The sequence below is a fragment of the Streptomyces sp. NPDC091412 genome (assembly GCF_044756885.1).
GTDB lineage: Bacteria > Actinomycetota > Actinomycetes > Streptomycetales > Streptomycetaceae > Streptomyces.
In genome coordinates this window covers 694,922-717,681 of record NZ_JBIVTV010000002.1, presented here as the reverse complement: position 1 = coordinate 717,681, position 22,760 = coordinate 694,922, and the positions used below count along the sequence as shown (strand labels likewise).

18 protein-coding genes and 1 riboswitch are annotated in these 22,760 nt (G+C 70.7%); of the genes, 7 read left to right on the top strand and 11 right to left on the bottom strand.

Annotated features, from left to right (window positions below):
* Positions 1 to 116: 116 nt before the first annotated feature.
* From ACIQMV_RS07335 to ACIQMV_RS07300, 8 genes are all read right to left on the bottom strand, one after another.
* Complete coding sequence (locus tag ACIQMV_RS07335) at positions 117 to 1,514, bottom strand: ABC transporter ATP-binding protein (RefSeq protein WP_402591807.1); 1,398 nt, start codon at positions 1,512 to 1,514, stop codon at positions 117 to 119.
* Between the two features lie 23 nt (positions 1,515 to 1,537).
* Positions 1,538 to 2,635 carry an ABC transporter ATP-binding protein gene (locus ACIQMV_RS07330; RefSeq protein WP_141358152.1) on the bottom strand — a complete coding sequence of 366 codons (1,098 nt, stop codon included), beginning with the start codon at positions 2,633 to 2,635 and terminating at the stop codon, positions 1,538 to 1,540.
* Complete coding sequence (locus ACIQMV_RS07325) at positions 2,632 to 3,630, bottom strand: ABC transporter permease (RefSeq protein ID WP_141358154.1); 999 nt, start codon at positions 3,628 to 3,630, stop codon at positions 2,632 to 2,634. The genes ACIQMV_RS07330 and ACIQMV_RS07325 overlap by 4 nt, the downstream gene beginning before the upstream one ends.
* A gap of 110 nt (positions 3,631 to 3,740) precedes the next feature.
* Positions 3,741 to 5,546 carry an ABC transporter substrate-binding protein gene (locus ACIQMV_RS07320; RefSeq protein ID WP_401773434.1) on the bottom strand — a complete coding sequence of 602 codons (1,806 nt, stop codon included), beginning with the start codon at positions 5,544 to 5,546 and terminating at the stop codon, positions 3,741 to 3,743.
* Positions 5,547 to 5,613: 67 nt separating this feature from the next.
* Complete coding sequence (locus tag ACIQMV_RS07315; protein ID WP_141358158.1) at positions 5,614 to 6,621, bottom strand: ABC transporter permease; 1,008 nt, start codon at positions 6,619 to 6,621, stop codon at positions 5,614 to 5,616.
* A 319-nt stretch (positions 6,622 to 6,940) separates the two neighbouring features.
* Positions 6,941 to 7,735, bottom strand: a complete 795-nt coding sequence (locus ACIQMV_RS07310; protein WP_225079560.1) for an enhanced serine sensitivity protein SseB C-terminal domain-containing protein — start codon at positions 7,733 to 7,735, stop codon at positions 6,941 to 6,943.
* A gap of 198 nt (positions 7,736 to 7,933) precedes the next feature.
* Positions 7,934 to 8,725 carry an enhanced serine sensitivity protein SseB gene (locus tag ACIQMV_RS07305; RefSeq protein ID WP_141358162.1) on the bottom strand — a complete coding sequence of 264 codons (792 nt, stop codon included), beginning with the start codon at positions 8,723 to 8,725 and terminating at the stop codon, positions 7,934 to 7,936.
* 812 nt (positions 8,726 to 9,537) lie between these two features.
* Positions 9,538 to 10,158 carry an AAA family ATPase gene (locus ACIQMV_RS07300; RefSeq protein WP_401773429.1) on the bottom strand — a complete coding sequence of 207 codons (621 nt, stop codon included), beginning with the start codon at positions 10,156 to 10,158 and terminating at the stop codon, positions 9,538 to 9,540.
* Positions 10,159 to 10,305: 147 nt separating this feature from the next.
* Positions 10,306 to 10,402: riboswitch (glycine riboswitch) on the top strand.
* Positions 10,403 to 10,560: 158 nt separating this feature from the next.
* On the opposite strand from ACIQMV_RS07300, the gene gcvT reads away from it, so the two are divergent.
* The 4 genes from gcvT (at position 10,561) to ACIQMV_RS07280 (ending at position 14,925) form a co-directional block, all read left to right on the top strand.
* Positions 10,561 to 11,688 (top strand): glycine cleavage system aminomethyltransferase GcvT, encoded by a 1,128-nt coding sequence (gene gcvT, locus ACIQMV_RS07295; RefSeq protein ID WP_402591803.1) that lies wholly within the window; start codon positions 10,561 to 10,563, stop codon positions 11,686 to 11,688.
* Between the two features lie 110 nt (positions 11,689 to 11,798).
* Positions 11,799 to 12,176: a glycine cleavage system protein GcvH gene (gcvH, locus tag ACIQMV_RS07290; protein WP_225079556.1), complete on the top strand. Its 378-nt coding sequence runs from the start codon at positions 11,799 to 11,801 to the stop codon at positions 12,174 to 12,176.
* Between the two features lie 17 nt (positions 12,177 to 12,193).
* The gene (gene glyA / locus ACIQMV_RS07285; RefSeq protein WP_388479667.1) at positions 12,194 to 13,456 is read left to right on the top strand and encodes a serine hydroxymethyltransferase; all 1,263 of its coding nucleotides are present in this window, start codon (positions 12,194 to 12,196) and stop codon (positions 13,454 to 13,456) included.
* Between the two features lie 101 nt (positions 13,457 to 13,557).
* Positions 13,558 to 14,925: an L-serine ammonia-lyase gene (locus ACIQMV_RS07280; protein ID WP_402591800.1), complete on the top strand. Its 1,368-nt coding sequence runs from the start codon at positions 13,558 to 13,560 to the stop codon at positions 14,923 to 14,925.
* A 31-nt stretch (positions 14,926 to 14,956) separates the two neighbouring features.
* Here the strand turns inward: ACIQMV_RS07280 and ACIQMV_RS07275 are convergent, their stop codons facing one another.
* Both ACIQMV_RS07275 and ACIQMV_RS07270 read right to left on the bottom strand, forming a co-directional pair.
* Entirely contained in the window at positions 14,957 to 16,057 is a 1,101-nt protein-coding gene (locus ACIQMV_RS07275; RefSeq protein ID WP_402591798.1) for a hypothetical protein, read from the bottom strand.
* 19 nt (positions 16,058 to 16,076) lie between these two features.
* A complete protein-coding gene (locus ACIQMV_RS07270; RefSeq protein ID WP_402591796.1) occupies positions 16,077 to 17,183 on the bottom strand; it encodes an SPFH domain-containing protein in 1,107 nt (368 codons plus the stop codon).
* Between the two features lie 182 nt (positions 17,184 to 17,365).
* On the opposite strand from ACIQMV_RS07270, the gene ACIQMV_RS07265 reads away from it, so the two are divergent.
* The 3 genes from ACIQMV_RS07265 to ACIQMV_RS07255 all read left to right on the top strand — a co-directional run bounded on the left by ACIQMV_RS07265 (position 17,366) and on the right by ACIQMV_RS07255 (position 21,539).
* Positions 17,366 to 18,397: a phosphatidylinositol-specific phospholipase C domain-containing protein gene (locus tag ACIQMV_RS07265; protein WP_402591794.1), complete on the top strand. Its 1,032-nt coding sequence runs from the start codon at positions 17,366 to 17,368 to the stop codon at positions 18,395 to 18,397.
* A 92-nt stretch (positions 18,398 to 18,489) separates the two neighbouring features.
* Positions 18,490 to 19,047, top strand: coding sequence for a glycoside hydrolase family 25 protein (locus ACIQMV_RS07260; RefSeq protein WP_402591793.1), 558 nt, complete (start codon positions 18,490 to 18,492; stop codon positions 19,045 to 19,047).
* 194 nt (positions 19,048 to 19,241) lie between these two features.
* A complete protein-coding gene (locus tag ACIQMV_RS07255) occupies positions 19,242 to 21,539 on the top strand; it encodes an N-acetylmuramoyl-L-alanine amidase (protein WP_402591791.1) in 2,298 nt (765 codons plus the stop codon).
* A gap of 61 nt (positions 21,540 to 21,600) precedes the next feature.
* Here ACIQMV_RS07255 and ACIQMV_RS07250 read toward each other — a convergent pair whose 3' ends face one another.
* Positions 21,601 to 22,512, bottom strand: a complete 912-nt coding sequence (locus tag ACIQMV_RS07250; RefSeq protein ID WP_402591789.1) for a MerR family transcriptional regulator — start codon at positions 22,510 to 22,512, stop codon at positions 21,601 to 21,603.
* Between the last annotated feature and the right edge of the window lie 248 nt (positions 22,513 to 22,760).

Below are 22,760 nucleotides of genomic sequence, written 5' to 3'. Positions count from 1 at the left end.
TTACGCGGGGCCGGTTCGCCCCCGAACACGACGGAGCGGGAGAGTGCGACCGCCGGAGCCGCCGGCTCCGCACTCTCCCGCTCCATCACACGCGCGGCTTCAGCGAGCCGCCCCGCCTACTTCTCGGTCGGCTCCTGGCTGCCGGAGCCGTCGGTGCCGGACTCCGAGGACTCGGCGGTCTCGGAGGTCGCGGCGGACTCCGAGGTCTCGGCGGACTCCACGGTCTCGGGGGTCGCGGCGGTCTCGGGGGTCGCGGCGGACTCGGCGGTCTCCGCAGACTCCGAGGACTCCGCAGACTCCGAGGACTCGGCCGACCCGGACGGCTCAGCCGTCTCGCCGACCTCCGCGGCCACCGCCGCCGACGTCGCCGCCGACTCCGCGAGGACCTCGTCGGCCACGAGCTCCGCGGCCTCCTTGGCGGCCGTGAGCAGCACGGTGTCCTGCGGGGCCTGGTCCTCGAAGTTCTCCGGGTGGTGGCAGGCCACCTGCTGACCGGGCTTCAGCTCCTTGAGCGGCGGCTCGGCCGTACGGCAGATCTCCGTCGCCTTCCAGCACCGGGTGTGGAAGCGGCAGCCGCTCGGCGGGGCGATCGGCGAGGGCACGTCGCCCTTGAGCAGGATGCGCTCGCTCTTGGCACTCTTGCGGCTGGGGTCCGGGATCGGGACGGCCGACATGAGCGCCTTGGTGTACGGGTGCATCGGCGCCTTGTAGAGCGACTCGCGGTCGGCCAGCTCCACGATCTTGCCGAGGTACATCACCGCGATCCGGTCCGAGACGTGCCGGACGACCGACAGGTCGTGCGCGATGATCACGTACGTCAGGCCGAGCTCCTGCTGGAGGTCGTCCAGCAGGTTGACGACCTGCGCCTGGATCGACACGTCGAGCGCGGAGACCGGCTCGTCGGCCACGACGAGCTTCGGGTTGAGCGCGAGCGCCCGGGCGATGCCGATGCGCTGGCGCTGACCGCCGGAGAACTCGTGCGGATAGCGGTTGTAGTGCTCGGGGTTGAGACCGACCACCGACAGCAGCCGCTGCACTTCCTTCTTGATCCCGCCCTCGGGCTCGACGCCCTGGAGCCGGAAGGGAGCGCCGACGATCGTGCCGATGGTGTGGCGCGGGTTCAGCGACGAGTACGGGTCCTGGAAGATCATCTGCACATCACGGCGCAGCGGGCGCATGCCGCTCACCCCGAGGTGCGTGATGTCCTTGCCCTCGAACTCGATGCTGCCCGCGGTCGGTTCGAGCAGCCGGGTGATCAGCCGGCCCATCGTCGACTTGCCGCAGCCGGACTCGCCCACGACACCGAGGGTCTCGCCGGAGCGGACCTCGAAGTCGATACCGTCGACCGCGCGCACCGCTCCGACCTGGCGCTGGAGCAGGCCCTTCCGGATGGGGAAGTGCTTCTGCAGGCCGGTCACTTTGAGCAGGACCTCGCCCGGGGCGGCGTCCTTGGTGAGGGTGGCCGTGCCGGAGGCCCTGTCCTCGGCGCCGTCGCTCTGTGCAGGGATGCTCACTGCCTTGTCCTCTGCGTTCTCACTCACAGCTTCGGCGCAATCTCTTCGGTCCAGATCCGCTCCCGCTGCTCCTGCGTCATGTGGCAGGCGGCCCAGTGCTGGCTGCCGACCTCGGTCAGCTCGGGGCGGACCGTGCGGGTGACGTTGTCCTTCGGGACGTCGGCGTACGGGCAGCGCGGGTTGAACGCGCAGCCGGACGGAACGTTGATCAGGGAGGGCGGGGACCCCTTGACGGGGATGAGCCGCTCCTGCTGATCGCGGTCCAGACGCGGCATCGAGCCGAGCAGGCCCCAGGTGTAGGGGTGCCGGGGCTCGTAGAACACCTTCTCGGCCGGTCCGCGCTCGACGCAGCGGCCGCCATACATCACCAGGAGGTCGTCGGCCAGTTCGGCGACGACGCCCAGGTCGTGGGTGATGATGATGACCGCGGAGCCGAACTCCTTCTGCAGATCGCGGATCAGGTCGAGGATCTGCGCCTGCACGGTGACGTCCAGGGCGGTGGTCGGCTCGTCCGCGATGAGCAGTTCGGGGTTGTTCACCAGCGACATCGCGATCATCGCGCGCTGGCGCATACCGCCGGAGAACTCGTGCGGGTAGTTGTCCACACGCTTGTCCGGCTGCGGGATGCCCACCCGGTCGAGCATTTCGACGGCCCGCTTGCGGGCGGTCTTCTTGTCGACGTTGTTGTGGATCCGGTATGCCTCCACGATCTGCTGACCGATCGTGTAGTACGGGTGCAGCGCGGACAGCGGGTCCTGGAAGATCATCGCCATCTCGCGGCCGCGCATCTTCCGCACGTGGTCGGGATCGGCGGACAGCAGCTCGGTGCCGTTCAGCCAGATCTCGCCGGAGATGCGTGCCTTGCGCTTGCCGTACTGGCCGGCGGTGTGCAGGCCCATGATGCCCAGCGAGGTCACCGACTTGCCGGAGCCCGACTCGCCCACGATGCCGAGGGTCTTGCCCTTCTCCAGCTTGAAGCTGAGCCCGTCGACGGACTTCACCAGGCCGTCGTCGGTCGGGAAGTGCACCTTCAGGTCGCGTACTTCGAGGAAGGAGGTCGAAGCGGGCGAGGCGGCGGTGGGTTCGCCCACGGCGGCGTCGCTCTTGCTGAGTTCGGTCATGCGAGCCTCACTCGGGGGTCGATCACGGCGTACAGGACGTCCACCACGAGGTTGGCGATGAGCACCGCGAGAGAGGTGATCAGAACGACACCCAGGATGATGGGCAGGTCCTGGGTCTTGATGGCGTTGAGCACCGCCTGGCCGAGGCCGGGCAGGCTGAACGTCGTCTCGGTCAGGATCGCGCCGCCGATGAGGGCGCCGAGGTCCATGCCGAGCATGGTCAGGATGGGCGTCATGGTCGAGCGCATCGCGTGCTTGCCGATGACGGTCTTCTCCTGCAGGCCCTTGGCACGGGCCGTGCGGATGTAGTCCTCACCCAGGATCTCCAGCATGGTGGCGCGGGTGATACGGGCGTACATCGCCGCGTAGAGGAACGCCAGCGTGATCCAGGGCAGGATCATGCCGCCGAGCCAGCCGGTGAAACTGTGGCCGAGGGGTACGAACTCCCCGTCGATCCAGTTCAGGCCGAACGCGAAGATCGCCAGGCTGAGCATGCCGGTGAAGTAGATGGGGAGCGAGACACCACCGAGGGCGACCAGCATCGCGCCCCGGTCCCACAGGCTGCCCCGCTTGAGCGCGGAGAGCACACCCGCGGCGACACCGAAGAGAAGCCACAGCACGGCGGCACCGAGCGCCAGTCCCAGGGTCACCGGGAAGCGGTCGGTCAGCACCGGCCAGACGGCCTGCTCGCTGCGGAAGGAGTAGCCGAAGCACGGCGCGGCGCAGTGGGTGACGTCGCCACCGGCCGCGTAGGTGCGGCCGACGAAGATGCCCTTGAAGAACTCCCAGACCTGGGCGTAGACCGGTTCGGCCAGACCCAGCTTCTGCCGCACCGCCTCGATGGCGGCAGGGTCGGCCTGCTTGCCTATGAAGTTGGTGGCCACGTCGACGCCCGCCCACTTGGGGACGAGGAAGAAGATGCTGAAGACCACCAGGATGATGACCACCAGCATCACGGCGGCGGCGAACAACCGCCTGATGAGGTAAGCGAGCACAGCTTACGGCCCGCCGCGGGACCGCGGACCTCCGGATGTTTTCCGGGGTCCGCGGTCCCGCCGCGCCGGCCTTCACCTGCCTTTCGTGCCGTACGGCGGGTGTGCCGGGTTTACTTCGAGGACTTCAGGCCGAGGTTGACGAAGTCGTACTGGCCGCTGTAGCCGGCCGACGTGTAGACGTTCGCCAGCCGGTCCGAGCGCCAGTTGATGAACCGCTCGAAGACGAAGGGCAGGTAGTAGCCGCCCTCCATGACCTTGTGGTTGATCTGCGTGGCGATCTCGGCCTTCTTGGCGTCGTCGAGCGAGTTGACGTAGTCGTCGAACAGGCCGTCGATCGCCTTGTCCTTGATCAGGGCGTAGTTGTTGTTACCGCTCTGCAGGATGTACTTGCTGTTCCACAGCGGCAGACCGTAGCCCTGGACGGACGGGAAGTCCGGGCCCCAGCCCATGATGATGATGCCGTAGCCCTTCTTCTTCACGTTCGAGGGGCTGCCGATGATGCCGGCGGTCTGCGAGCCGTCGTACTGGTCGATCTGGACGTCGACGCCGATCTTCTTCAGCGACGCCTGGAGCGACTCGGCCGTGGCCACCTCGACCGGCTTGTTGTTGCGGACGGCGATGGTGGTCTTGAAGCCGTTCGGCTTGCCGCAGGCCTTCAGCTCTTCCTTGGCCTTCTCGACGTTGCCGTTCTTGTTGGCGCCGGCCAGCTCGAACGGGTCGTACTTCTGGCCCTCGGCGCCCGGCACCGACGGGGGCAGCATGTTGGTGCCGATGTCACCACCGGCGACCGGGCCACCGCGCGCGGTCTGGAGCGACACGTGGTCCGCGCCGTAGATCACGGCGTTGCGGCAGTGGATGTTGTCGAACGGCTTCACGCTCTGCGGGAAGACCGCGTAACGGACGTAGCCGGAGACCGGGTTGTCCAGGTTGCCCTTGTACTTCTTCAGGGCGGTCTGGCGGCCCTGCGGCGACATACCGGTCTGGTTCAGGTCCAGGTCGTAGTCACCGGCGATCAGGCGCTGGTCGAGATCGTTGGCGTTCGAGAAGAACTTGATGGTGATCTCGTCCGGGTACGCCTTGCGGATGGGGTCCGAGGCCTGCTTCCACTCGGTGTTGCGGACCAGCTTCAGGTCCTTGCCCGGGCTGTACGACTCGAACTTGTAGGGGCCCGAGGAGAACGGGTGCAGGCCGTACTTGGACTTGGTGTCCATGTCCTGGCGGACCGGGGACGCCGAGATCAGGGACAGCATCTGCTCGAAGTCCGAGTTGGCCTTCGGCAGGCGGAAGACGACGGTCTTGTCGTCCGGCGTCTCGATCGCCTTCAGACCCAGGTGTTCCTTGTCCTTGTCCTTGTAGGGGCCCTGGTACTTGCCGTCCGGGTCCAGGACCTCCTTCAGGTAGGTCGGACCGCCGGACAGCACGTCCTGCGCCCACACGCGCTCGATGCCGTACTTGACGTCCTTGGAGGTGATCGGCTTGCCGTCCTCCCACGTCACACCGTCACGCAGCGTGTACGTGTAGGTCTTGCCGCCGTCGCTGACCTTGGCGAGGCCCGTCGCGAGGTCCGGGGTCAGCTCGGCGCCGGCCGCGCCGGGCTCCGTCTTGTTCGTGACCAGCTGGCGGCTGTAGTAGCGGGCGAAGTTCCACATCATGCCGTAGTAGCCGCGCGTGGTGTCCCACGAGTCGGCGTCCTGGGCCGCGCCGAACTTCAGCGTGCCGCCCTTCTTGGCCAGGGAGGCCTGGGCAACCTTGTTGTTGGCCGCGTCGAAGCCGGCCGCGCCGCTCTTCGAACCGCCGCCACCACCGCCGTTGCTGTCGTTGCCGCCGCCGCACGCCGCCGTGGTCAGCAGCGCGGCGACCACGGCCGCAGCGGCCATGGCCTGCTTGCGCCGCCCTGAGGTGCGTTGGGTAGTCACGTTCTCGGATCCTCCGGATAGATGAGAGACCCCGTGTGGGTGCACGGGTCGCTGGGGGTAGGGCAGTTCAGCGAGAGCCCTTGGGGTCGAGCGCGTCGCGCACGCCGTCGCCGAAAAGATTGAAGGCAAGGACGGTGACGAAGATCGCCACACCGGGGACCACCATGTACATGGGGTCCGCTTCGTAGTAGTCGATCGCGTTCGAGAGCATCTGACCCCACGAGGCGGTCGGCGGCTTGACGCCCACGCCGAGGAAGCTGAGCGCGGCCTCGGTGAGGATGTTGGTCGGGATCATCATGGTCGTGTACACGATGATCGGCGCCACGAGGTTGGGCAGCAGCTCCTTGAACAGGATGTAGAAGCGGCCGGCGCCGAGCGAGCGTGCCGCCTCGACGTACTCGCGTTCGCGCAGCGACAGCGTCTGGCCGCGCACCACGCGGCCGATGTAGGGCCAGCCGAAGAAACCGATGACCAGGATCATCACGAAGACGCGCACACCCGTGCCGGTCAGGCCGAGCATCTCGTTCGGCATGACGGAGACCAGCGCGATGATGAACAGCAGCTGCGGGAAGGCGAGCAGGCCGTCCATGACCCGGCTGATGGCCGCGTCCACCCAGCCGCCGAAGAAACCGGCGAGGATGCCGAGGATGGTGCCCAGGATGACGGCGACGACGGCGGACAGGAAGCCCACGAGCAGCGAGATCTGGGCGCCGTAGACGATGCGGGCGAAGATGTCGCGGCCGCTGACCGGCTCGACGCCGAGGAGGTGGTCGCCGCTCATGCCGCCGAGGGAACCCTTGGGGGTGCCGAAGAGCGGGTCGATCAGGTCCTCGTGGTGCAGCTCGGGGTCCTGACCGGCCAGGTGCGCGATCACGGGCGCGAGCAGCGCGACCAGGATGAGGAGGAGCACGACGATGCCGCCCGTCAGGGCGAGCTTGTCCCGCTTGAGGCGCTCCCAGGCGATCCGGCCCAGGGAACGCCCCTGTACGGCCTTGGCAGCGACGTTGGCGGCCGTCGCCTCGTCGGCAGCGCTCGGGGCCGCTTCCGCGGTCGGCTCGTGCAGTGGTGCCGTCATCTGGCAGGGACCCCTCTCAACCGGCGGTGGCCGGCCCGCGCTTGCCGCTGTGGCGGCTGTTCAGTCCGTCGTACACAGGGGCGAACGCCCCCTTGGAGCGGGAGTCTTCAACGCCATGGTGATCTGTTGCCAGTCTTGGCGGTGAATGGATGCGCAAACGTGATGCGGGTTAAGGGGTTCCGTTATCCGGACAGTGGGTAACGGGGGTCGGACATGGACCAGTTGGGGCGGCCCACAGCAAAAGCGGACCATCCGCATCCATCTACGCGCGCAGAGGGTCACCGGTGCGAGAGCCCTGCGGGCGGACGGACCGGACGGATCAGTAGCCGCCGCGCACCGGCGGATAGCCGTAGCCGGCCGCCGGGGCCTGGGCGGGTGCCGCGTGGGTCTCCCGGTCGTAGAACGGGCGGGAGTTGGCGCGCAGCCACATCGCGACCGGGTCGTACTCGTCGGACATCGCGACCGTCGACACCGGCAGCCCGTCGGGGACGGCGCCGATGGACTGCTGCATCATCACGCGCACCGAGTCGACGGCCGGTGGCGAGGTGTCGTACACGTCGAGGCCGATGGCGAGATACGGCGCCCCGAGCGCGGGCTGCACCCAGGTGCGCCGCAGCGAGCGCAGGGCCGGGGTACGGTGTGCGTTCTGGGTGAGCAGGGCGTAGAACTGCGAGGCCTCCACGGCGGGTTCGGACAGCCGGAGCGGTCCCGCGGGCTGCCGGTCCAGACCGGTGGCGATACGGCGCAGGTCCAGCCACGGGATGCCGACGCCGCCACCCGGGGCGTGCGGGTTCAGCCAGAGGCCGTAGTGGTCGGGGTAGAGGGTGCGGGCCACGTCGAGGCCGTCCACGACCTCGTACGAACGGTTCCAGCCGCTCGCCGACAGCTCCTGGGCGGAGGTCACGCAGGGCGCGTAGCCGTGGCCGTCGACCTCCATGTGGCCGTACTGGGCGTCGGGGGAACCCGCCTGGCCGTGCCAGAGCAGCATCCAGACCTGGCCGGAGGAGGGGGTCGCCAGCGCGCGCAGCAGCGCCTCGTAGGCGTCGTAACGCCCGGGCGTCACCTGGCGCAGCGTCTGCTCGACCTGTCCGGCCGTGGTGCCGCTGGCGCTCACTTGTACCGCCCCTCCATACAACCGACGTTTCGACCGAGCCGTGGGTCCGGGTCCTGTCGTCACCTTCCCGTCGTCCGCCCGGCGGGCAGGCGGGAAAGTGACGGCAGGCCTAGCTTAAGCCGCCGTCCGGCGGCCGGGGACTCGCCGTGCGCTGCCGACTGCGGATCGTGTGCGCTTCTCCGGCGTCCCTGGTCGGGCTCAGTGGGCGTGCTGGTAGAACGGGCGGACGTTCTCCCTCATCCAGTCCGCCACGGGATCCTGGGCCACGTCCAGGAGGACCAGGTTGACCGGCCACCTGGCCGGGGTCCTGGTCAGGGCGCGGCCCAGGGCTTCCAGGGGGCCGGCCTGCGGGTCGCCCTCCCACTGGGACAGTTCGACGCCTATGAACATGACCGGTTCGTCCGTCTCGACGGCGGCCAGGCAGCGGCGGGCGGTGCCGATCACGCCGGTCTCGGCGAACTCGGCACTGGCGGCGGCGAGGAAGTCCACCGGGTCGTCCTGCCAGTCCGGTTCGAAGAGGCGGACACGGCCGCCGCTCGACGGGCCGTCCAGGTGGGTGCGCCCCACCCGGCACAATTCGGCCACGGCGGCCGGCGGCAGCGGGACGCCGACCACGCCGTCCGGGTTGAGCGCGATGCCGGCCTGCGGGGGCAGTCCGCGCGCGAAGTCGACGGCGGGCGCGACGGTGTACGCCATGTGCGGGCCCACGACCTGGCGGAACTGCTCCTCGGAGCTGAAGACCGGCACGTATGCCTGGCCGTCGATCTCCAGCGTGGGCAGGTCGAGCGGGCCGCTGCGCGGACCGCCGCCGCTGGGGAGGGGCACCCAGACGAGGCTGCGGCCGAGGACCTCGACGATCCGGCCACCGGCGGTCGGGACGCCGAGGGAGGCGGACAGCACCTCCTCCAGCTCGTTGCCGGGCCATCCGCCGTGCGGATGGGATTGCGCCTGTGCCGGAAGGTCCGCGGAGAAGTCCGCCGGGAAGTCCATCTGCTACCGCCTGCTGTGAACACTGCTGTGGCCGAAAGGCTATCGGGTACACGCCCGAACCTCACGGAAAATCCCATGACCAGACCCCACGACGCTCCACGCGAGCACTCCCGGCGGCCGACCGCATCACCGGCTCGCGGGCCAACCGGCCACCCACCGCGAGACGCGCCTCGGCACGTCGGCCCGGACGGCCTCCGGCGCCGGACGGGACTCCGTGCGCAGGGCTGCCCACGGCCCTCGGACCGCGAACTCGGCCCGCCGCGACAGCACAGCACCGGCTGCTTCCCGGTCCAGCGGAGCCGCAGCCCCCGGCAGGACAGCGGTGGCGCCAGAGGACCTACCGGTGGGACACCGCGCCCTGATCCGGTCAGCGGTCCGCGTGCTGCGCGCCGCCGGGCCCGGCGGGTGTCGGCGCGGTGGGCGGGTCACGCGAGGTCGACAGGAGCACACCCGGCGGACGGCCTCCGGCGCCGGACGGGACTCCGCGCGCAGGGCTGCCCACGGCCCTCGGACCGCGAACTCGATCCACCGCGACAGCACTGGCCGCTTCCCGGTCCAGCGGAGCCGCAGCGCCCGGCAGGACAGCGGTGGCGCCAGAGGCGCCTACCGCGCGACGCCGCGCCCTGTCCGGGCGGCGCGCGGCGCGTCTCGGTCCGGCCGGTGGTCGGCGAGTCGCGCGCCGCGCCGCCGGCCGCTGGGCCCGGGGTGGGGCCGGGCCTTCGCGCGAGGCGGCGGGGGCGTGTCCCATGGGCGTCCTCCGGCGCCGGGCCGGGCTCCGCGTGCGAGCCGCCGTGACGGGCCGCGTGTGGTTCTCAGGGGGCGAAATCGATCCGGTGCAGGCGGGTCGCCGCCTCGCGGTCGAGGAGGACCGCCGAGCCGCAGCCCCTGGGCAGGGCACTCCGCTCCACCGCACGGAGCAGGGCGGCGGTGGCGCGGCGGTGACGGTGGAAGGCGTAGCGGGAGACACCGCGGCCCCGCGCGCGCTGGCCGGTCAGGGCGATGCCCGGGGCGACGTCCAGCAGGACGAGGTGCAGGGTGCCGCCGCGGCGGCGGGCGGTGCGGGCCAGCCAGGCGCGGACCCAGGGCTGCGTGCCGCAGTCGTGGACCACGAGCGCCGACCCGGAGCGCAGCGCGCGGCGCAGCCCCGCGAAGTGGGCGAGGCGGACCAGGGGGCGGTACAGGGCGTAGGGGAGGTGCGCCGCCAGGCGCGCGTCCCAGCGGTCGCGGGTGTCCTGGGAGTCGACGCGGACGCCGTGCACCGCGCGCCGCATCAGCGTGGACTTGCCGCTGCCGGGCAGGCCGGTCACCACGACCAGGTCGCGCGGGCCGAAACGCAGCACGCGCGGGCCGCCGCCGGACCGGTCCCGCAGGTCGCGCACCAAGAGGGCGGGGGCCTGGGCCGTCGCGTACAACGGGGTCCTGTGCGCCGTCATCATTCCTCCCCACGGATCGTAAAGAGAAGGTAATGTGCGGGCCCGGCGTTTCCGTGCACGTCCTGCCACAGGACGGTCACAGATGCCGCCCTGCCGCGAAACGGGCCGGGCGTGCAATGATGTGCGCGCAACTGCATATCGGCCGCTTGAATCCGCGCGGGAGAGTCCCCAGCCGTCTCGCTGGGGCGCCGAAGGAGCAAGTACCTCCCTTGAATCTCTCAGGCACCGTTACCGCGCGGGCGAGGCACATCTGAAAAGCGGGCCGCTGGCGCAGTGGCTCCACCCAAGGTGCAAGCCGTGCACCGTCCGTCCGACGGCGGTCATGGCGAACCTCTCAGGTTCCGATGACAGATGGGGAGGACATGGATCCGTCCTCGCCTGTCATGCCTGGGAGACCGCCCGATGAGCAGTACCGAACCCGACCGCCCTCGCCGCACCGCGCTCGACGCGCTGCACCGCTCGCTCGGCGCGACGATGACCGACTTCGCCGGCTGGGACATGCCGCTGCGTTACGGCTCCGAGCGCGACGAGCACATCGCCGTGCGGACGAAGGCCGGCCTCTTCGACCTGTCCCACATGGGCGAGATCACCGTCACCGGCCCGCAGGCCGTCGCGCTGCTGAACCACGCCCTGGTCGGCAACATCGCCACGGTCGGCCTCGGCCGCGCCCGCTACACCATGATCTGCCAGGCCGACGGCGGCATCCTGGACGACCTGATCGTCTACCGGCTGGGTGAGACCGAGTACCTGGTCGTCGCCAACGCCTCCAACGCCCAGGTCGTGCTCGACGCGCTGACCGAGCGGGCGGCGGGCTTCGACGCCGAGGTGCGCGACGACCGGGACAGCTACGCACTGCTCGCCGTGCAGGGCCCCGAGTCCGCCGGCGTCCTGAAGTCCCTCACCGACGCCGACCTGGAGGGCCTGAAGTACTACGCCGGGCTCCCCGGCACGGTCGCCGGCGTCCCTGCGCTGATCGCGCGTACCGGCTACACCGGTGAGGACGGCTTCGAGCTGTTCGTGGCCCCGGGCGACGCGGAGAAGCTGTGGCAGGCGCTGACCGAGGCCGGCGCGGACGCCGGGCTGGTCCCGTGCGGCCTGTCCTGCCGGGACACGCTGCGCCTGGAGGCGGGCATGCCGCTGTACGGGCACGAGCTGTCGACCTCGCTGACCCCGTTCGACGCGGGTCTCGGCCGGGTGGTCAAGTTCGAGAAGGAGGGCGACTTCGTGGGCCGCGAGGCGCTGCTGGCCGCCGCCGAGCGCGCCGCCGCCGAGCCGCCCCGGGTGCTCGTCGGCCTGGTCGCCGAGGGCCGCCGGGTCCCGCGCGCCGGGTACGCGGTCGTCGTGGGCGGTGAGGTGATCGGCGAGGTCACCTCCGGCGCCCCCTCCCCCACCCTGGGCAAGCCGATCGCCATGGCGTACGTCGACGCCGCGCACGCCGCTCCGGGCACGGCCGGTGTCGGTGTGGACATCCGGGGCAACCACGAGCCGTACGAGGTCGTGGCGCTGCCCTTCTACAAGCGGCAGAAGTGACACGGCTGTAGTCGCCACGGAGTCGACGTGAGACACGTCACCCCTGGTCACGCACGCCTTTCGCACTCCCCATTCATCACCATTGACCCGCGTACAGGAGAATTCTGGCCATGAACAACCCTCAGCATCTGCGCTACAGCAAGGAGCACGAGTGGCTGTCGCCCGTCGAGGACGGCGTGGCGACGGTCGGCATCACGGAGTTCGCGGCCAACGCGCTCGGCGATGTCGTCTACGCCCAGCTCCCGGAGGTCGGCGACACGGTGGCCGCGGGCGAGACCTGCGGTGAGCTGGAGTCGACCAAGTCGGTGTCCGACCTGTACTCCCCCGTCAGCGGTGAGGTCACCGAGTTCAACGAGGACGTGGTGAACGACCCGTCGCTGGTGAACTCCGCGCCCTTCGAGGGCGGCTGGCTGTTCAAGGTGCGCCTGGCCGAGGAGCCCGCCGACCTGCTCTCCGCCGACGAGTACGCCGCCGAGACGGCCGGCTGAGAATCGGACGCACGCACATGACTGTTCTCAACACACCCCTGCACGAGCTCGACCCGGACGTTGCCGCCGCGGTCGACGCCGAGCTGCACCGCCAGCAGTCCACGCTGGAGATGATCGCCTCCGAGAACTTCGCCCCGGTGGCGGTCATGGAGGCGCAGGGCTCGGTCCTCACCAACAAGTACGCCGAGGGCTACCCCGGCCGCCGCTACTACGGCGGCTGCGAGCACGTCGACGTGGTCGAGCAGATCGCCATCGACCGCATCAAGGAGCTGTTCGGCGCCGAGCACGCCAACGTGCAGCCGCACTCCGGCGCGCAGGCGAACGCGGCCGCGATGTTCGCGCTGCTCAAGCCCGGTGACACGATCATGGGTCTGAACCTCGCCCACGGCGGGCACCTGACCCACGGCATGAAGATCAACTTCTCCGGCAAGCTCTACGACGTCGTCGCCTACCACGTGGGCGAGGACGGCCTGGTCGACATGGCCGAGGTGGAGCGGCTGGCGAAGGAGTCCAAGCCGAAGCTGATCGTGGCCGGCTGGTCCGCGTACCCGCGGCAGCTGGACTTCGCCGCGTTCCGCCGGATCGCGGACGAGGTCGGCGCGTACCTCATGGTCGACATGGCGCACTTCGCCGGCCTGGTGGCCGCGGGCCTGCACCCGAACCCGGTGCCGCACGCCCACGTGGTCACCACCACCACCCACAAGACGCTGGGCGGCCCCCGCGGCGGCGTGATCCTGTCCACGGCCGAGCTGGCGAAGAAGATCAACTCCGCGGTGTTCCCCGGTCAGCAGGGCGGCCCGCTGGAGCACGTGATCGCCGCCAAGGCGGTGTCCTTCAAGGTCGCCGCGAGCGAGGAGTTCAAGGAGCGCCAGCGCCGTACCCTGGAGGGCGCCCGCATCCTGGCCGAGCGCCTGGTCCGGGACGACGTCCGGGCGGTCGGCGTGGACGTGCTGTCCGGCGGCACGGACGTGCACCTGGTCCTGGTCGACCTGCGTGACTCCGAGCTGGACGGTCAGCAGGCCGAGGACCGCCTCCACGAGATCGGGATCACCGTCAACCGCAACGCGATCCCGAACGACCCCCGCCCGCCGATGGTCACCTCGGGCCTCAGGATCGGCACGCCGGCCCTGGCCACCCGCGGTTTCACGACCGAGGACTTCACCGAGGTCGCGGACGTGATCGCCGAGGCGCTGAAGCCGTCCTACGACGCGGAGGCCCTCAAGGCCAGGGTGCGCACCCTGGCCGACAAGCACCCGCTGTACCCGGGTCTGAACAAGTAAGTCCCGTTCCGAGGAGTGCCGTGTGCGGGCCGGAGAACCCGGCCCGTGCGCGGCGCCCCGCCCCTGGCACCCCCAGCACCACCCCGTCTTGAGGAGTCACCGTGGCCATCTCGGTCTTCGACCTGTTCTCGATCGGCATAGGCCCGTCGAGCTCCCACACGGTCGGCCCGATGCGGGCGGCCCGCATGTTCGCCCGCCGGCTGCGCAACGAGGACCTGCTGGAGCGGGCCGCCTCGGTCCGCGCCGAGCTGTACGGGTCCCTCGGCGCGACGGGCCACGGCCACGGCACGCCGAAGGCGGTGCTGCTCGGCCTGGAGGGCGCCTCCCCGCGCACGGTGGACGTGGAGACGGCCGACGAGCGGGTCGAGACGATCAGGACCTCCGGCCGGCTGAGCCTGCTCGGCGAGCACGAGATCGCGTTCTCCTACGACGACGACATGGTCCTGCACCGCCGCAAGGCGCTCCCCTACCATGCCAACGGCATGACCCTGTGGGCGTACGACGCCTCCGGCGCCGAGCTGCTGGCCAAGACGTACTACTCGGTGGGCGGCGGCTTCGTCGTGGACGAGGAGGCGGTGGGCGCCGACCGCATCAAGCTCGACGACACGGTGCTGAAGTACCCCTTCCGCTCGGGCGACGAGCTGCTGCGCCTGACGAAGGAGACGGGCCTGTCGATCTCCTCCCTGATGCTGGAGAACGAGCGGGCCTGGCGCACCGAGGAGGAGATCCGCGAGGGCCTGCTGGAGATCTGGCGGGTGATGCAGGTGTGCGTGCGGCGCGGCCTGTCCCGCGAGGGCATCCTGCCGGGCGGTCTGAAGGTGCGCCGCCGCGCGGCCGTCACCGCCCGCCAGCTGCGCGCCGAGGGCGACGCGACGGCCCGCGCGATGGAGTGGATCACCCTCTACGCGATGGCGGTGAACGAGGAGAACGCGGCCGGCGGGCGGGTGGTCACCGCCCCGACCAACGGCGCGGCCGGCATCATCCCGGCCGTCCTGCACTACTACATCAACTTCATCCCCGGCGCGGACGAGGACGGCGTGGTCCGCTTCCTGCTCGCCGCCGGCGCGATCGGCATGCTCTTCAAGGAGAACGCCTCCATCTCCGGCGCCGAGGTCGGCTGCCAGGGCGAGGTCGGCTCCGCCTGCTCGATGGCGGCGGGCGCCCTCGCCGAGGTCCTGGGCGGCACGCCCGAGCAGGTCGAGAACGCCGCCGAGATCGGCATGGAGCACAACCTCGGCCTCACCTGCGACCCCGTGGGCGGCCTGGTCCAGATCCCCTGCATCGAACGCAACGGCATGGCCGCGGTCAAGGCCGTCACCGCCGCCCGTATGGCCATGCGGGGCGACGGCTCCCACAAGGTCTCCCTCGACAAGGTCATCAAGACCATGAAGGAGACCGGCGCGGACATGTCGGTGAAGTACAAGGAGACGGCCCGCGGCGGGCTCGCGGTGAACATCATCGAGTGCTGACGAGGTCCGGCCCGTGCCGCCGCGCGGGCCGCTACCTCCTGGCGATCAGCCAGACGGCCAGCGCGATCACCGCAAGCGCCACGAGCGAGGCGGCGACGATCTTGCCGGTGCTGTACGGGCGCTCGCCGACCACCTCGCCGGTGCGGGCGTTCACCGTGACCTGCCAGGTCCGCCCGGCGTGGAGGTAGGTGAGGAACCACACCGGGAGCAGCATCAGCTTGAAGGTGACGTCGGAGTAGCGGGTGTCGACCGATTCGACCCGCTGCTCGTCGCCCCCGATGTCCCTGCGGCAGTCGCCCTCGATGACCTCGGCCATCCGCTGCTTGGCCGTCTCCAGGCCGGCCTCGGGCTCGATGTCGTAGCGCACCGTCTGGAAGCCCGCCAGGTACTCCTCCTGGTAGGGCCTGGCCTCCTCCAGCGGCCAGGGCGTGAGCTTGTCCAGCTGCTTGGCGGTGACGTGGCCGGTGCCCGGCACCAGGACGTCGTCGAAGTCCCGGGAGACCGTTCCGGAGGCCGGGTACCAGCGGGTGTGCCGCACCTGCTCGGTCACGGTGCGGGTCTCGCCGTTCTCGGTGACGGTGCGCGTCACGGTCTCGTAGTAGTACTCACCGCGCCGGCCCCGGTAGCTGGAGTCGGTGGCCGCGTCGTACGTCCAGTGCGGCAGGTAGCTGCCCTTGAAGGACTCCGCCTCGGTGACCTTCTTCAGGTCCTTGGGGGCGAACCAGCGGGAGGACGTCCACGCGCGCAGCGCGTCCCGGGCCGCGTCCCGGTCCAGCCCGAAGGGGACGACGGCCTCGGGGACGACCCGCTCGGTGGCGTTGGCGTCGGCCACCAGGGGCGTGGCGCAGAACTGGCACCGCACGGAGAGCGTGTTGCTCTCCGTGCGGGCCCCGCAGCCCGGGCAGACGAAGGTGTTCACGGAGCCGGGCCCGGCCTGCGGTTTGGCGGGGAGGGCCGCCAGTTCCTGGATCGGATGCTCCCGCACCGCCCGCGGGACGGGCACGATGGCCTGCTGGTGCCGACAGTAGGGGCAGCGCAGCGCGTCGGTCCCCGGGGCGTACTCCACGGTGGCGCCGCAGGCCTCGCACGGGTACGAGCGGGCGGAGGCGGCGGTGGCCTGGTCCTCGGTCATGGTGGTCGTCCCCGCCCGCTCAGGCCTGGGGCGGCAGCGGCGGCGGGACGCTGCCGAAGAGCCGTTCGACCTCCGGGACCTGTTCGGCGGGGAGCCAGCCGGACATGCCGTTCTGCCAGACCAGGGTGGTCCGGGTGAGGGTGCCGGCGCCGATCAGGCCGGTCAGCGCGGCACTGTCGTACGGGCCCTGCTGGGCGCCGCCGACGCCGATGAACCACTGCTGCTGGGGCAGCGGCGGCGGGGTGGCGGCGGGCGCGGGGGCCGCGGCGGCGGGGGGCTGCTGCGGGGTGAGACCCTCCGCCATGCGCCGGCCGAGGGCCATGCCGACACCCAGTCCGACGCCCTCGCCCGCGGCGCCGGGGTTGCGCGCGGCGTCGCCGATCGCGTCGGCCGCCTGGAGCTGGGTGTACTGGTCGAGGTTGCCCACGATCCCCATCCGGGAGCGGGCGTCGACGGCGGCCTCGACCTCGGGCGGCAGCGAGATGTTCTCGATGATGAACTTGGGGACGGCGATGCCGACCGGGGCCAGCTCCTCGGTGAGGGCGCCCGCCAGCCTGGCGCCGAGCCCGTCCTGCCGGGTGGCCAGGTCCAGCATCGGCACCCCGGCCGTGGCCAGGGCGGTGGCCAGCCGGCCGACGATCAGCTGCCGCAGGTACTCCTGCACCTCCTCGGTGCGGAACTGCGGGTCGGTGCCGGCCAGTTCGCGCAGCAGCGCGGCCGCGTCCACGACACGGGCGGCGAAGGCGCCGAAGGCCCGCAGCCGGACCATGCCGAACTCGGGGTCGCGGACGATGACGGGGTTCTGGGTGCCCCACTTGAGGTCGGTGAACTGGCGGGTCGTGACGAAGTAGACCTCGGCCTTGAAGGGCGAGTGGAAGCCGTACTTCCAGCCCTTCAGGGTGGACAGCACCGGCAGGTTCTGCGTCTCCAGGGTGTAGGTGCCGGGCGTGAAGACGTCCGCGATCTGCCCCTCGTTGACGAAGACCGCCGTCTGCGACTCGCGGACGACGAGCTTGGCGCCCATCTTGATCTCGTTCTCGTAGCGCGGGAAGCGCCAGACGATGGTGTCGCGGCTGTCGTCGGTCCACTCGACGATGTCGATGAACTCACCACGTATACGGTCCATCAGCCCCATGGCCCGTCCCCCGTTTCCTCTGCGTACGGCTCACTCCGCGACCGCACGATAGCAATCGCCGCCGGTCCGGGGATCCGGCCCTCGTGCGAACCTGTTCCCCCGGGGGCTACCGCACGGTAACCGTCGTTCCCTACGCTTCCGCTCAACTCAACTACGAACAAAGGGAGTTGGCCATGCGTGGGACGAGAGGACTGGCAGCCTTACTGGGTGCCGTCGCGCTGCTGACGGCGGTTCCCGGCAACGCCCGTGCGGCGGAGCCGACGTTCTCGGGGACGACGGCGATCGGTACGCACAACGCGTACGAGAAGGCCAAGTACACCTACTTCGCGCAGGCGCTGGACTCCGGCGCCTCGCTGCTCGAAATCGACGTCTACACCGACCCGTTGACCCGGCGCTGGCGGGTCAGCCACAGCAATCCGCTGGGCAACGACAACAACTGCGAGGCCGCGAAGACCCCCGGCGAGCTGTACGGCAAGAGCCGCAACCAGGACCTCGGAAGCTGCCTGGACAACATCGCCGCCTGGCATCAGCTGCACCCCGACCACCGGCCGATCGTCTTCAAGATGGAGATGAAGAACGGCTTCAACAACACCCTCGGCCTCGGGCCCGCCGCGTTCGACACCCTGGTCCGGCAGAAGCTCGGCGACATGGTCTACAAGCCGTCCGACCTGCTGGGCGGGAAACACCCCTCGCTGGACGCGGCCGCGAAGGCCGACGCCTGGCCGTCCCGGGACGCCCTGACCGGCAAGGTCCTCTTCGAGCTGATCCCCGGCACGGTGGAGCAGGCCAACCCCTTCGACCACTACTGGACCGACCAGGAGTACGGCGACCACCTGCGCGACCTGTACGCGGCCGGGACCATCGCCTCCGCCCAGGCCTTCCCCGCCGTGCTCGGCGCCGCCGCCGGCGACCCGCGCGCGAGCCGTTACGACGCCTCGATCCGCCCCTGGTTCGTGTTCTTCGACGGCGACGCGGCGACCTACGTCGGCCAGGGCTACGACACGTCCTTCTACGCCCGGAACCACTACATCCTGATCACGACGGACGCGGCCGGCGTGGCCCCGGCGATCTCCTCGACCGCCCCCACGGACGCCGAGGTGGCCGCCCGCCTCTCCCTCCTGGCCGGGCACCACGCCAGCGTGATCACCTCGGACTGGTCGGCCAAGCCTGCCGCCGTACTGGGTTCGGTGGTCCCCCGGAGCTGATGTTCGAACGCCCTGAAGGGATCGTCCGTACCAGTTGCGGGGCAGAACCCAACCAATGACTCCTCCCCCCACGGCACCTTCAGGGAGTGTGCATGCTGCAGGGCATCGACGTGAGCGCCTACCAGTCCTCCGCCTACGGCACGAGCGGCCTCTCCTTCGTCTTCATCAAGGCGACGGAGGGCCGTTCGTACGTCAACTCCAAGCTCAGCGCCCAGACCAAGCACGGCCGCGACGCCGGTCTCGTGGTCGGCTTCTACCACTTCCTGTGGCCGGGCAACATCACCGCGCAGGCGGAGTACTTCGTCTCCCACGCACCCGAGAAGGCCGGCGACGTCCTCGCCGTCGACTGGGAGACGACGGGCGAGGGCACGCACGCGAGCAACGCGGAGAAGGACGCGTTCGTCCGCAAGGTCAAGGCCCTGCGCCCGCACAACCGGGTCGTGCTCTACACGAACAGGGACTTCTGGCTGAACATCGACACCACCTCCTACGCGGGCGACGGCCTGTGGATCGCCGACTACGTCGCCGCGGGGCAGCCCCGGATCAAGGCCAAGTGGCTCTTCCACCAGTACACCGACGACCCGGTGGACAAGGACGTGGCGAACTTCTCCGGCAAGGCGGCGCTCAACGAGTGGGCGCAGGGCGCTTGACCGGCTCTTCGCCACGGAGACGTCCTGACCGAGGCGATGAGCCGCCGATCGAGTGGCCTGCATCACTTGGCGATTTTCAGCGTGATCACACAACCGTTGACGGATCTTGCGGGTCTGCTGGGTGAGTCGTCCCGCCCTGGCGGTACGGCGTTTCCACCCCCCTCGCTCCTCACGAAGGACATCGCTGATCCGTTATGGGTAGACCTCGCTACATCTGGGGTACGGCTGCCGTGGCCACGGCAGGAATTGTCGGAGGGCTTTTACTGAGCACAGGCTCCGACCAGCCGGGCAAGGCCGCTGATGGTGACGGCAAGCCGGGTCCCGTCACAAGCCAGGCCCTCACCGCCGAGCTGCCGACGACCGAGCACGGCACCAAGGCCTCTCTGAAGCAGGAGCGGACCGAGCCGTTCAGCATGCTCGGCATCACCTGGAGCGACCCCTCGGCACGGGTCGAGGGCACGATCGAGGCCCGCACCCGTGCCGTGGGATCCGGTCAGTGGTCGGACTGGCTGCGGCTGGACGGTGGTGGCGGTCAGGGCGAGGCGGCCGCCCGGCGCGGCGGTACGGAACCGGCCTGGGTGGGGCCCTCCGACGGAGTGGAGGTGCGGGTCACCGCGGGCGGCCGTACGTCCGATCGTCTGCCTGCCGGGTTGCGTCTGGACATGGTCGATCCCGGCAAGGGCGCCACCGGCGCCGCGAACGGCACCGGAGCGATGGAGCCGGCGGCCTTCCAGGTCGACGCGCCCGACGATCCGTCCGAGTCGCCCGACCCCACGGAGGGGCAACCGGCCGACTCCCCGCCGGCCGAGACTCCGGCCGGCGACGATCCCACCACCGATCCGGCCGAGCCCGAGACCCCGGCCGAGTCCACCCCGCCGAGCCGGGCGCCGAGTTCTTCCGCACCGGCCTCCCAGCCCCCGTCCACACCCCCCAGCCCCAGTGCCACCGCGCCCGCGGGTCCCCCGTCGACCGCGCCGCGGCCGGCGATCGTGTCGCGGGCCGGGTGGGGCGCCGACGAGTCGATCAGCCCCGAGGCGCCCGACTACCTGCCCGGTGGCAAGATCAAGGCGGTGGTGGTCCACCACACCGCCGAGAGCAACACCTACACCTGCGCCGACGCCCCCGCGGTCGTCCGCGGCATCTACGCGTACCACGTCAAGCAGTTGGGCTGGAAAGACGTCGGCTACAACTTCCTGGTCGACAAGTGCGGCACGGTCTACGAGGGCCGCAAGGGCGGAGTGGACCGGCCGGTGATGGGCGCCCACGCCTACGGCTTCAACTCCGAGACCACCGGCATCTCCGTCCTGGGCACCTACACCGACGTCGCGCCGAGCGACGCCGCGCTGACCTCGGTCGCCCGAATAGCCGCCTGGAAGCTCGGGCAGTACGGCGTGGACCCGGCCGGCACCACCACCCTCACCGCGGGTGACAGCGGCCGCAGCTACGCCGGCAAGACCTGGGCCAAGGGCGGGAAGCTGAGCCTGCCGACCATTCACGGCCACCGCGACGGCTTCAACACCCAGTGCCCCGGCAACGCGTACTACGCCAAGCTGCCCACCGTCCGCGCCTGGGCGGCCGGTCCCGTCACCGGGCTGACGATCAAGTCCGTCACCGGAGCGGGGCTGTCCGGCACGACGTACTACACCAAGGCCGCGATCACCGTGAACTGGGCGGCCACCACACCGTCCGCGCTGATCGGCACGTACGAACTCCTGGTCGACGGACAGCCGGTGGCCACGGCCGCGGGGACCGCCACCTCGGCCAAGGCCACGCTGACGCCGGGCAGCCACCAGGTGCAGGTCCGCGCCACCCACCAGTCCGGCAGGACGGCCACCTCCACGGCGGCCACGGTCGTCGCGGAAACCACCGCCCCCACCTTCCCCACCAAGCCGGCCCTGGCGCTGCGCGCGGGAACGGTGAGCACCACCGCGGTCCCGGTCACCCTGAGCTGGAAGGCGGCCGACAACACCGCCCTCAAGGAGGTCAGGCTCACCGCCCCGGCCGCCGCCACGTACGGGCCGACCGCGACCGGTGCGAGCCTCACCGCCAAGCCGGGTGCGGCGACCACCTGGTCCCTGACCGCGTACGACCTGGCGGGCAACACCGGCACGGCCAGCGTGTCCGGCACCCCCGTCATCGTCCAGGAGACGGCCGCGACGAAGGCCGGCACCTGGACGAGCAAGTCCTCGACCAGCTACCTGGGCGGCGCCTCCTCCACCAGCTCGACCAAGAACGCCTCCCTGACCTGGACCTTCACCGGCCGCTCCGTGGCCTGGCTGGTCTCCCGGGCCGCCACCTCCGGGCAGGCGGACATCTACATCGACGGCACCAAGACCGCCACGGTCGACCTGAAGTCGGCGACGACCAAGTACCGTGACGCGATCTGGACCAAGACCTGGTCCAGCAGCGCGAAGCACACGATCAAGATCGTGGTCGTCGGCACCGCGGGCCGCCCCGCCGTCACCACGGACGGCATCGTCTACCTCAAGTAGCACCACCCCGTCGGGCCCGGCGACGCCCCACACCGTCGCCGGGCCCGCACGGCCCCCGCTGTCAGCCGTTCACGCGGGCGCGGAGTGCGGCGATCACCCAGGCGAACTCCGTCTCGTACGTCGGAACGGACGTGCCCTTCAGGGTCGCCAGCAGCTCGCGGTAGCGGGCGAGCCTGGTGTTGTGGGACGCCTCCATGCGTACGAGGACGGCCGCGTGGTCGGCGTTGCCGAGGAGGTCCTCCAGTACCTCGTCGGCTTCGGGTGCCTCCGGGGCCAGGCCGCGTTCCAGGGCCTGGCCGGCCAGCTGGACGAGCCGCTTGGCGAACCACATGGACGCCCCGGCGGGCGTCTCGTGGCCACGGTCGGCGGCGTTGAACTCGGCCGCGCTGCGCATCCGGGCCCGGAACTCCGGGTCCCGCACCAGCTCCGCCAGCTCCACCCAGGCGTCGACCTGCTCGGGTGTCGGGTCCTCGGGCAGGTCCATCGCGGTGCGCCGCATACGTTCCCGGATCTCGGGATCGGCGGTGTCGAGGCCGTGGAACATCTCCTCCACGAACTCCTCCATGATCCGCCTGCGTTCGGCCGCCGACAGCCGGGCCAGTTTGTTCATCAGGGTCATCTCCTCCGCACTCGAGCCGCGCCGGGCCACGGTCGACAGCACCGCCCGGGTCACCTTCAGGGAGCGGATCTGCGCGTCCAGCGCGGCCACGTGGGCTGCCGCGACCTCCGCGACCGTCCGCTCCCCCGCGAGCACCCTGCGCACGTCGGCCAGGCCGAGGCCCAGCTCGCGCAGGGTGCGGATCAGCTCCAGGCGGGCGACGGAGGCCGCGTCGTAGAGGCGGTAGCCGCCCGTGGAGCGGGCCACCGGGGGCAGGGCGCCCTCGTCCGACCAGTACCGGATGGTGCGTACGGTCAGTCCGGTGATCCGGGCCAGCTCGCCGATGGTGAGAAGGCCGGTGCCGTCTTCGGTCATGTCGGCGAGTGTGGACCCTCCAGCGGCTGGAGACTCAAGGCGAGTGGTGGGCGGTGGCGGGGATCAGTGCCACGGCCGGCAGTGCGGGTCGCTCTCGCAGCCGTTCGGGATCTCGGTCTTCGTCGTCCTGTCCACGGGCCACGCGCCGACGATGTACTGCCGGGCGACGTCGCGGTCGGCCGCGGCCTTGACCGGGTCGTCGGACCGGGGCAGGCGGGGGCCGCGGCCCGGGCCGGGTCCGCGCCCGT

Bases quoted from the DNA above. Each gene is read 5' to 3' on its own strand.
- ACIQMV_RS07330 (WP_141358152.1), bottom strand. From the start codon at position 2,635: ATGACCGAACTCAGCAAGAGCGACGCCGCCGTGGGCGAACCCACCGCC.
- ACIQMV_RS07315 (WP_141358158.1), bottom strand. From the start codon at position 6,621: ATGACGGCACCACTGCACGAGCCGACCGCGGAAGCGGCCCCGAGCGCT.
- ACIQMV_RS07305 (WP_141358162.1), bottom strand. From the start codon at position 8,725: ATGGACTTCCCGGCGGACTTCTCCGCGGACCTTCCGGCACAGGCGCAA.
- ACIQMV_RS07300 (WP_401773429.1), bottom strand. From the start codon at position 10,158: ATGACGGCGCACAGGACCCCGTTGTACGCGACGGCCCAGGCCCCCGCC.
- gcvT (WP_402591803.1), top strand. From the start codon at position 10,561: ATGAGCAGTACCGAACCCGACCGCCCTCGCCGCACCGCGCTCGACGCG.
- gcvH (WP_225079556.1), top strand. From the start codon at position 11,799: ATGAACAACCCTCAGCATCTGCGCTACAGCAAGGAGCACGAGTGGCTG.
- glyA (WP_388479667.1), top strand. From the start codon at position 12,194: ATGACTGTTCTCAACACACCCCTGCACGAGCTCGACCCGGACGTTGCC.
- ACIQMV_RS07275 (WP_402591798.1), bottom strand. From the start codon at position 16,057: ATGACCGAGGACCAGGCCACCGCCGCCTCCGCCCGCTCGTACCCGTGC.
- ACIQMV_RS07270 (WP_402591796.1), bottom strand. From the start codon at position 17,183: ATGGACCGTATACGTGGTGAGTTCATCGACATCGTCGAGTGGACCGAC.
- ACIQMV_RS07265 (WP_402591794.1), top strand. From the start codon at position 17,366: ATGCGTGGGACGAGAGGACTGGCAGCCTTACTGGGTGCCGTCGCGCTG.
- ACIQMV_RS07260 (WP_402591793.1), top strand. From the start codon at position 18,490: ATGCTGCAGGGCATCGACGTGAGCGCCTACCAGTCCTCCGCCTACGGC.
- ACIQMV_RS07255 (WP_402591791.1), top strand. From the start codon at position 19,242: ATGGGTAGACCTCGCTACATCTGGGGTACGGCTGCCGTGGCCACGGCA.
- ACIQMV_RS07250 (WP_402591789.1), bottom strand. From the start codon at position 22,512: ATGACCGAAGACGGCACCGGCCTTCTCACCATCGGCGAGCTGGCCCGG.